The organism is Escherichia sp. KTE159 (assembly GCF_000408805.1).
Taxonomy (GTDB): Bacteria; Pseudomonadota; Gammaproteobacteria; order Enterobacterales; family Enterobacteriaceae; genus Escherichia; species Escherichia marmotae.
This window is the reverse complement of record NZ_KE137292.1, coordinates 2,243,698-2,253,555: the sequence shown is the minus strand read 5'-3', so window position 1 is coordinate 2,253,555 and position 9,858 is coordinate 2,243,698. Positions and strand designations below refer to the sequence as shown.

The 9,858-nt window shown below is 52.9% G+C and carries 8 protein-coding genes; 6 read left to right on the top strand and 2 right to left on the bottom strand.

Features of this window, described 5'->3' with window-relative positions; translation table 11 throughout:
• Window positions 1-80 precede the first annotated feature (80 nt).
• Complete coding sequence (mnmC, locus tag A31E_RS10880; protein WP_016249024.1) at window positions 81-2,087, bottom strand: bifunctional tRNA (5-methylaminomethyl-2-thiouridine)(34)-methyltransferase MnmC2/FAD-dependent 5-carboxymethylaminomethyl-2-thiouridine(34) oxidoreductase MnmC1; 2,007 nt, start codon at window positions 2,085-2,087, stop codon at window positions 81-83.
• 158 nt (window positions 2,088-2,245) lie between these two features.
• Here mnmC and fabB point away from each other — a divergent pair, with 158 nt between their 5' ends.
• Together fabB and A31E_RS10890 are read left to right on the top strand one after the other, a co-directional pair.
• Window positions 2,246-3,466 carry a beta-ketoacyl-ACP synthase I gene (fabB, locus tag A31E_RS10885; RefSeq protein ID WP_000817180.1) on the top strand — a complete coding sequence of 407 codons (1,221 nt, stop codon included), beginning with the start codon at window positions 2,246-2,248 and terminating at the stop codon, window positions 3,464-3,466.
• Window positions 3,467-3,752: 286 nt separating this feature from the next.
• Window positions 3,753-4,931 (top strand): MFS transporter, encoded by a 1,179-nt coding sequence (locus A31E_RS10890; protein WP_000127795.1) that lies wholly within the window; start codon window positions 3,753-3,755, stop codon window positions 4,929-4,931.
• On the opposite strand, the gene flk is transcribed toward A31E_RS10890, so the two are convergent.
• Complete coding sequence (flk, locus tag A31E_RS10895) at window positions 4,928-5,923, bottom strand: flagella biosynthesis regulator Flk (protein WP_000615850.1); 996 nt, start codon at window positions 5,921-5,923, stop codon at window positions 4,928-4,930. The two genes, A31E_RS10890 and flk, sit on opposite strands and share 4 nt — an antisense overlap.
• Window positions 5,924-6,022: 99 nt before the next feature.
• Here flk and pdxB point away from each other — a divergent pair, with 99 nt between their 5' ends.
• The 4 genes from pdxB to A31E_RS10915 all read left to right on the top strand — a co-directional run bounded on the left by pdxB (window position 6,023) and on the right by A31E_RS10915 (window position 9,737).
• Window positions 6,023-7,159: a 4-phosphoerythronate dehydrogenase PdxB gene (gene pdxB / locus A31E_RS10900; protein ID WP_016249023.1), complete on the top strand. Its 1,137-nt coding sequence runs from the start codon at window positions 6,023-6,025 to the stop codon at window positions 7,157-7,159.
• Window positions 7,160-7,224: 65 nt separating this feature from the next.
• A complete protein-coding gene (locus tag A31E_RS10905) occupies window positions 7,225-8,238 on the top strand; it encodes an aspartate-semialdehyde dehydrogenase (protein WP_016249022.1) in 1,014 nt (337 codons plus the stop codon).
• On the top strand, window positions 8,238-9,050 hold the full coding sequence (truA, locus tag A31E_RS10910) for a tRNA pseudouridine(38-40) synthase TruA (protein WP_001283594.1): 813 nt from the start codon (window positions 8,238-8,240) through the stop codon (window positions 9,048-9,050). Before A31E_RS10905 ends, truA begins: the two co-directional genes overlap by 1 nt.
• A gap of 27 nt (window positions 9,051-9,077) precedes the next feature.
• Entirely contained in the window at window positions 9,078-9,737 is a 660-nt protein-coding gene (locus A31E_RS10915) for a DedA family protein (RefSeq protein WP_000364342.1), read from the top strand.
• Window positions 9,738-9,858: the final 121 nt, after the last annotated feature.

The following is a 9,858-nucleotide window of genomic DNA, read 5'->3' as shown; positions in this document are numbered from 1 at the left end:
CGCGTCTTATCAGGCCTACAGGTCACACGTAGGTCGGATAAGGCGTTCACGCCGCATCCGGCAAACAATGCCAAAGCAGATTACCCTACCTTAACCGCTTTACCCTTCAATAACTTCCGTACCCATAACCGATTTGGATTTAATGCCGCCAGCGTACTGGCATCCATCGGAACAGGTTCTTCACTCATCTGTGCCGCCAGAATCTCGGCGCACAGCGGGGCAGAGCACAAACCGCGCGAACCCAAAGCAGCAAGCATAAAGAGATCGTCATAGACTGGTGCGCTTACCGCTTCATCTTTCTGTTCCGCCAGCGAGGTATATTCCGCGAGCGTGGCGTCATAATCGGGGACATTTCCCACCATGGGCAGATGATCGCGCGTGGCACAACGTACACCACAACGAGCCTCTTTATCACTGACATCAACTTCTTTCGTCCACTGCGCCTGTGGGAAGCAATCAATCAACCGTTGGCGATTCTGCTGCTGATCGTCCTCACTGTAGGTCGTATCTTCACTACCGCGGTGATAACTGGCACCAATACAATGGTGCTGATTCGCCGGATTTTGTGGTGTGAGATAACCGTCATAGCACAGCACCTGCTTCAGTTTCGCCAGTTCCGGCGTTGTCGGAATATGACTGACCTGTCCGGCAACCGAATACACCGGTAGAGGTGACGTCTGGCTGAATCGGCTGATTTGATGCCCGTTCGCCAGTACCACCACGCTATGCATCACCTGCTGATGATCTGCAAATGTCAGTTGCCACCCGTCATCCTTACGCAATAAATCCTGCAACTGATGTTGATAACGAATCTGCAAACCTTGCTGTTCCGCCTGTTCCAGTACATTACGGGTAAGTTCTGCCGGACATAGCCAGCCGCCTTGCGGATAAGTAATACCGCCACAATTTGTCGCAACACCTGTAATGTTTTCAACCTCATTTGCGTTGACCGCCATCGCCAGATCTGCGGGTAAATCCATCGATAACATCTGCGCGATTTTGTGCTGGCTTTTCTCATCCCAGGCTAGCTGCGTTACGCCGCACCAGTCATGATTAAATTTAACGGGTAATTGACCGTAAAGCCGACGGGCAAAAGTAAATGCATTAGAGAAAAAGCGGTTCAGCGCCTCATCGTGTTTGCTTAATAACGGATACAGCGCTCCCTGACGATTACCAGAAGCACCAAGCGCGGGAGCGTTATCCGCGCAGTAAAGCGTTACCTGCCAGCCGCGCCGCAACAGCGCCAGTGACAACAACGCGCTGGCGATACCGCCGCCAATAATCGCCACTTCCCGTTTGTTGCTACCTGTGCGATTAAACCACGGTGCGGAAGAGGGCAGTGATAATGTCTGTTCCATCACGCCGCAAAGCATCTCCCGTTTCCGCCCAAAACCCTTACGCTTTTGCATCGTGAATCCGGCTTCCTGCAAGCCCCGGCGGACAAAACCGGCAGACGTGAAGGTTGCCAGCGTGCAGCCAGGACGTGCCAGACGCGCCATGGCGTTAAACATATTTTGCGTCCACATATCCGGGTTTTTCGCTGGCGCAAAGCCGTCCAGAAACCAGGCATCCACTTTTTGATTTAGTGAATTGTCCAGTTGGCTGGTGAGTTCGTTAATATCGCCAAACCATAAATCCAGCGTTACGCGGCCTTCATCGAGCAATAAACGATGACAACCGGGCAAGGGTAAAGGCCACTGCGCCTGAAGCTGTTTCGCCCACGGTGCCAGTTCTGGCCAGTGTTGATGTGCTAACGATAAATCAGCCTGGGTGAGGGGAAATTTCTCAAAACTAATGAAGTGCAATCGCTGCAATTGTGCCTGTGGATGCGCTTCGCGAAACTGATCAAATGCCTGCCATAGCGTCAGGAAGTTTAATCCGGTGCCGAAGCCGCTCTCTGCTACCACAAACAGAGGATGTGGATGTGTGGGAAAACGTGCCTCTAATTGGTTACCCCCCAGAAAAACATAACGCGTCTCTTCCAGTCCGTTATCGTTGGAAAAATAGACATCGTCAAAATCTCGGGAAACAGGTGTACCCTCAGCATTAAATTCGAGGTTGGCAGGTTGTATAGCGTAGTGTTTCACGTAAGTTACTCGTCTTACAGGCGGTGGCTCGATCTTAGCGATGTGTGTCAGGCTGCGCAAATTTCTCTATAAATTGTCTGATCGGACTTGTTCGGCGTACAAGTGTACGCTATTGTGCATTCGAAACTTACTCTATGTGCGACTTACAGAGGTATTGAATGAAACGTGCAGTGATTACTGGCCTGGGCATTGTTTCCAGCATCGGTAATAACCAGCAGGAAGTCCTGGCATCTCTGCGTGAAGGACGTTCAGGGATCACTTTCTCTCAGGAGCTGAAGGATTCCGGCATGCGTAGCCACGTCTGGGGCAACGTAAAACTGGATACCACTGGCCTCATTGACCGCAAAGTTGTGCGCTTTATGAGCGACGCATCCATCTATGCATTCCTTTCTATGGAGCAGGCAATCGCAGATGCTGGCCTCTCCCCGGAAGCTTACCAGAATAACCCGCGCGTTGGCCTGATTGCAGGTTCTGGCGGCGGTTCCCCGCGTTTCCAGGTGTTCGGTGCTGACGCAATGCGCGGCCCGCGTGGCCTGAAAGCGGTTGGCCCGTATGTGGTCACCAAAGCGATGGCATCTGGCGTTTCTGCCTGCCTCGCCACACCGTTTAAAATCCACGGTGTTAACTACTCCATCAGCTCCGCTTGTGCGACTTCCGCACACTGTATCGGTAACGCAGTCGAGCAGATCCAACTGGGCAAACAAGACATCGTGTTTGCTGGTGGTGGCGAAGAGTTGTGCTGGGAAATGGCGTGCGAATTTGACGCGATGGGCGCGCTGTCTACCAAATACAATGACACCCCGGAAAAAGCCTCCCGTACTTATGACGCTCACCGCGATGGTTTCGTTATCGCTGGCGGCGGCGGTATGGTGGTGGTTGAAGAGCTGGAACACGCGCTGGCTCGTGGTGCTCACATCTACGCTGAAATCGTTGGCTACGGCGCAACGTCTGATGGCGCAGACATGGTTGCTCCGTCTGGCGAGGGCGCGGTTCGCTGCATGAAGATGGCGATGCACGGCGTTGATACCCCAATCGACTACCTGAACTCTCACGGTACTTCGACTCCGGTTGGCGATGTGAAAGAGTTGGCAGCTATCCGGGAAGTGTTCGGTGATAATAGCCCGGCGATTTCTGCAACTAAAGCGATGACCGGTCACTCACTGGGCGCTGCGGGTGTGCAGGAAGCAATCTACTCTCTGCTGATGCTGGAACACGGCTTTATCGCCCCAAGCATTAACATTGAAGAGCTGGACGAGCAGGCTGCGGGACTGAACATCGTAACCGAAACGACCGATCGCGAGCTGACCACCGTTATGTCTAACAGCTTCGGCTTCGGCGGCACCAACGCCACGCTGGTAATGCGTAAGCTGAAAGATTAATTCTGCGACATGTCGGAGTCGGTTGGAGCAGCTCGGATAAGACGCGTAAGCGTCGCATCCGACATTACGCGCCAGCTCCGCATTCGGCAGTAACGCAAAAGGGAGCCTGATGGTTCCCTTTTTCACATCATTGACAATCGCTGTTTGTTCCAGGCAAACTTCTTGCTTTGTCGATTTCCTGCTGAAAATACGTACGCGTTAAACCCTTCCAACGCACTGTAACCCTGAAAACCAGAGAGATAAGACGGGGAAATTCTTCGCCTTGCGCTGCATTCTGGAGTAATGCATGACTGCTGTAAGCCAAACAGAAACACGATCTTCTGCCAATTTTTCGCTTTTTCGCATCGCTTTTGCGGTTTTTTTGACCTACATGACCGTAGGGTTACCTTTGCCGGTGATCCCACTTTTTGTCCATCATGAGCTAGGCTATGGCAACACCATGGTCGGAATTGCCGTTGGCATTCAGTTTCTGGCCACGGTATTAACACGAGGTTATGCCGGACGGCTGGCCGATCAATATGGGGCAAAACGTTCAGCACTTCAGGGCATGTTATCCTGTGGCCTGGCCGGTGGTGCTTTATTGCTGGCTGCGCTTTTACCCGTTTCTGCGCCGATTAAATTTGCCCTGCTGGTCGTCGGGCGTTTGATCCTTGGCTTTGGTGAAAGTCAGTTGCTGACTGGTGCTCTGACCTGGGGATTAGGCATCGTCGGGCCAAAACACTCCGGAAAAGTGATGTCGTGGAATGGGATGGCGATTTACGGCGCACTGGCTGTCGGCGCACCGCTTGGCTTACTGATCCATAGTCATTACGGTTTTGCCGTCCTGGCACTTACGACAATGATACTGCCGTTGCTGGCGTGGGCCTGCAATGGCACGGTGCGCAAAGTACCAGCTCTGGCGGGAGAACGCCCCTCGCTGTGGAGTGTCGTCGGTCTTATCTGGAAGCCTGGGCTGGGCCTGGCGCTTCAGGGCGTGGGCTTTGCGGTTATCGGGACCTTCGTTTCGCTTTACTTTGCCAGCAAAGGATGGGCGATGGCGGGCTTTACGCTCACCGCCTTTGGCGGCGCATTTGTCGTAATGCGCGTAATGTTTGGCTGGATGCCAGACCGTTTTGGTGGCGTAAAAGTGGCGATAGTCTCTCTGTTGGTAGAAACGGCCGGCTTGTTGATGCTCTGGCAGGCACCGGGAGCGTGGGTCGCATTAGCGGGCGCGGCGTTAACCGGGGCTGGGTGTTCGCTTATATTCCCGGCCCTGGGTGTGGAAGTGGTTAAACGCGTTCCTTCCCAGGTGCGCGGCACAGCGCTCGGTGGCTATGCCGCGTTTCAGGATATCGCCCTCGGTGTTTCCGGGCCGCTGGCGGGTGTTCTGGCGACCTCGTTTGGCTACTCTTCGGTATTTCTTGCCGGGGCGATATCGGCGGTGCTGGGGATTATTGTGACGATACTGTCGTTTCGCCGGGGTTAACCCACTAGCCAGATCAACATCACAATGATGACGACGAATAATATCCACAGGCTGGGGCGCATTGACATTTCTTTCATCGTGTCAATTAATGGGGTAAAGGGATTGAGCAGCGGTTGAATATCACGCGGTTCAATGCCTTTCACCCGCCGCTGATAGAGCTGGTTAAGGATATCTTCGGCCTGTGCAGACGTCAGGGCTGATTGTGTTGAAAGCCCATACTTTTGCTCAACATACGTCGATAATACCGTCAACTCGCTTGCATCCAGTGGCTGCTTTAGCGCCATCTGGAGTGACTCCAGCGTCGGAGTGTGTTGCTGACTTAACGCCTGACGAGCCTGTAACCAGGTGACCAGATGGTTAAACAGTTTCGCCGGAATCAACTCGCCATCTTTCACCCCTGAAAGTTCCAGCATCGATTGCCAAATCTGTTTGCTGGGTTCCCCTGTTGCCGCCGCGAGTTTGGTGACCAGTTGCTTGAGCGTATTGTGTTCCGCTGGTAATAAAGGTCGGTCGGTCGCCTGGCGCTGTTGCGGCTGCGGGATAACCATCTTCCCTTCCTGTAGTAGCGTCAGGACGGTTTTTAATTGCTCTGGTGAGAGTTGATTTAGCGGCGTCTGACCAAAGTTATGCCGGATATAATCCGTGACGGCCTGACGATTATTTCCCAGACGTAAATACTCCCCCAATTGGGCCAAAAGTTGGCGGACAGAATAACTTTTTTGCGCAGACAGCAAACGTTGCGCAAGGTTTTGTTCTGCTGCCGGGAAATGGCGTGAAAGCAAAGGTGAATCACCCGGCAGACCGATGTCGTGCTTTATATTGGCCCACAACTCTGCGCTCTGCTGTTGCGTCAGCGAAGTCACTTTGATCATCAAACTTTCCAACGCGGTACGTTGCAAGCTGGATAAAGGCTGATTGCCTGCGCCAGACGACAGGTTATCCCCCTGACCTGGTGGTTGCGCAGGAGGAGGGCCTGAAAGAGGTTGTATCATTACGTATCCTTATACCTGAAATCATCGCAAGTATGCCTGGCCGCGAGATTATGGCACACTTGTCCGGTTAACTCTCGTTCTCATACAGGTAGCACAAACGTGAAAATCCTTGTTGATGAAAATATGCCTTATGCCCGCGAATTATTTAGCCGTTTGGGTGAGGTGAAAGCGGTTCCGGGGCGTCCAATTCCAGTCGCAGAACTGGATGGCGCGGATGCGTTGATGGTGCGTTCGGTCACGAAAGTGAACGCGTCGCTGCTGACGGGGAAATCAGTAAAATTTGTTGGCACCGCCACTGCGGGGACCGACCATGTTGATGAGGCATGGTTGCAGCAGGCAGGGATCGGTTTTTCTGCCGCACCTGGCTGCAATGCGATTGCGGTAGTGGAATATGTTTTCTCGTCGTTGCTAATGCTTGCCGAACGCGATGGATTTTCACTGCATGACCGTACCGTGGGGATCGTGGGAGTTGGTAACGTTGGTCGTCGATTACAGGCGCGGCTGGAGGCGTTGGGAATTAAAACCTTGCTTTGCGATCCGCCACGCGCCGATCGTGGGGATGAGGGAGATTTCCGTTCTCTTGATGAGCTGGTTCAGCACGCGGATATTCTGACGTTCCATACACCACTCTTTAAAGATGGTCCGTACAAAACGCGGCATCTGGCGGATGAAAAACTGATCCGCAGCCTGAAGCCGGGGACGATTCTGATTAACGCTTGCCGTGGCGCAGTCGTCGATAATACCGCACTGCTGACCTGTCTGAATGAAGGCCAGAAGTTAAGCGTGGTGCTGGACGTCTGGGAGGGCGAGCCAGAACTCAACGTCGAGCTGCTGCAAAAAGTGGATATCGGCACGCCGCATATCGCGGGCTATACCCTCGAAGGTAAAGCGCGTGGCACCACGCAAGTGTTTGAGGCTTATAGCAAGTTTATTGGTCATGAACAGCACATCGCGCTGGATACCTTATTGCCAACACCAGAATTTGGCCGTATTACGCTGCATGGCTCGCTCGATCAGCCAACGCTAAAAAGGCTGGTGCATTTGGTGTATGATGTGCGCCGCGATGACGCACCGCTGCGTAAAGTCGCCGGGATACCGGGTGAGTTCGATAAACTGCGCAAAAATTACCTTGAACGCCGTGAATGGTCGTCTCTGTATGTGATTTGCGATGACGCCAGCGCGGCGGCATTACTGTGTAAATTGGGTTTTAACGCCGTTCATCATCCGGCACGTTAATCTCTTCTTCATGCTCTCTGCTGTAATATCGGCAGGGAGTTTTGCTATTTCTGGAGTAAACCACCATGTCTGAAGGCTGGAACATTGCTGTCCTGGGCGCAACTGGCGCTGTGGGCGAAGCCCTGATTGAAACGCTGGCTGAACGTCAGTTCCCGGTTGGGGAAATTTATGCACTGGCACGTAACGAAAGCGCAGGTGAACATCTGCGTTTTGGTGGTAAGACAATCACCGTGCAGGATGCTGCCGATTTTGACTGGACGCAGGCGCAACTGGCGTTTTTTGTTGCAGGTAAAGAAGCTACCGCCGCCTGGGTTGAAGAAGCCACTAACGCGGGATGTCTGGTCATTGATAGCAGCGGCCTGTTTGCTCTCGAACCTGATGTTCCGCTGGTGGTGCCGGACGTGAATCCGTTTGTACTGGCGGACTACCGTAACCGTAACGTTATTGCTGTTCCTGATAGCCTGACCAGCCAGTTACTGGCTGCACTGAAACCGTTAATCGATCAGGGCGGTTTGTCGCGCATCAGCGCTACCAGCCTGATTTCTGCCTCCGCTCAGGGCAAAAAAGCGGTGGATGCATTAGCCGGGCAGAGCGCGAAATTGCTCAACGGTATTCCGATTGATGAAGATGATTTCTTTGGTCGTCAGTTGGCGTTTAATATGCTGCCCTTGCTACCGGATCGCGAAGGTAACGTACGCGAAGAGCGCCGTATTGTCGATGAAGTGCGCAAAATTATGCAGGACGAAGGGCTGATGATTTCGGCTAGTGTCGTTCAGGCACCGGTATTTTACGGTCATGCTCAGATGGTCAACTTCGAAGCATTACGTCCGCTGGCGGCAGAAGAAGCGCGTGATGCGTTTTCCCAAAGCGAAGATATTGTGCTTTCTGAAGAGAATGAATTCCCAACGCAGGTGGGCGATGCGTCTGGTTCTCCGCATCTTTCTGTCGGCTGTGTTCGTAATGACTATGGTATGCCAGAGCAAATCCAGTTCTGGTCGGTGGCCGACAACGTCCGTTTTGGGGGGGCACTGATGGCGGTGAAGATCGCTGAAAAACTGGTGCAGGAGTACCTGTACTAATGTCCGACCAGCAACAACCGCCAGTTTATAAAATTGCGCTGGGTATTGAGTACGACGGCAGCAGATATTACGGCTGGCAACGGCAGAATGAAGTCCGCAGTGTGCAGGAAAAGCTGGAAAAGGCGCTCTCGCAGGTAGCGAACGAACCCATCACCGTGTTCTGTGCCGGGCGAACCGACGCAGGGGTACACGGCACCGGGCAGGTAGTGCATTTTGAAACCACCGCGTTACGCAAAGACGCTGCGTGGACGTTAGGCGTAAATGCGAATTTACCTGGTGACATCGCCGTGCGTTGGGTTAAAGCTGTACCCGATGATTTTCACGCCCGATTTAGCGCTACGGCTCGCCGTTATCGCTACATCATCTACAATCATCGACTGCGTCCGGCGGTACTGAGTAAAGGTGTTACCCACTTTTACGAACCGCTGGATGCCGAACGGATGCATCGGGCGGCACAATGCCTGTTGGGCGAGAATGATTTCACCTCGTTCCGCGCGGTGCAGTGTCAGTCCCGAACGCCGTGGCGTAACGTTATGCATATCAACGTCACGCGTCACGGTCCCTATGTGGTGGTAGATATCAAAGCGAATGCCTTTGTACATCATATGGTGAGGAATATTGTCGGCAGCCTGATGGAAGTGGGTGCCCACAACCAGCCGGAGAGCTGGATAGCAGAGCTGTTGGCGGCTAAGGACAGGACGCTGGCGGCAGCAACGGCGAAAGCGGAAGGGTTGTATCTGGTCGCGGTGGATTACCCGGACAGATTCGATCTTCCAAAGCCGCCAATGGGCCCGCTCTTTCTGGCGGACTAATTTTAGTCGTACAAGGCATAGGCAAATATGGACCTGATTTATTTCCTCATCGATTTTATCCTGCACATTGACGTGCATTTGGCGGAACTGGTCGCGCAGTATGGCGTCTGGGTTTATGCCATTTTGTTTGTGATTTTGTTCTGTGAAACTGGTTTGGTAGTGACACCGTTTCTGCCGGGAGATTCGCTGCTGTTTGTTGCCGGGGCGCTGGCCTCGCTGGGAACTAACGATCTCAATGTCCATATGATGGTAGTACTGATGCTGGTTGCCGCGATTGTTGGCGATGCCGTTAACTACACTATTGGGCGGTTGTTCGGTGAGAAATTATTCAGCAATCCGAACTCGAAAATTTTCCGTCGCAGTTATCTCGACAAAACCCATCAGTTTTATGAGAAACATGGCGGCAAAACCATTATTCTCGCCCGTTTTGTGCCAATCGTCAGAACGTTCGCCCCGTTCGTTGCGGGGATGGGCCACATGTCATACCGTCATTTCGCCGCTTATAACGTGATCGGCGCGCTGTTGTGGGTTCTACTTTTTACCTACGCAGGCTATTTCTTCGGTACAATCCCAATGGTTCAGGATAACCTTAAGCTGCTGATCGTCGGGATTATTGTGGTTTCCATTCTGCCGGGCGTCATCGAAATTATCCGTCACAAACGCGCTGCGGCACGCGCCGCAAAATAAAAAGTAACTCCGCGGTTCGACCACTTTTTTATCCAAAGTTTCGGGCTGTTATGTTTTAATGTGCAACATTCATGGTCTGTTGGGGGCAAAAATGGCATTATGCGTCCCCAAAGATAAAGCT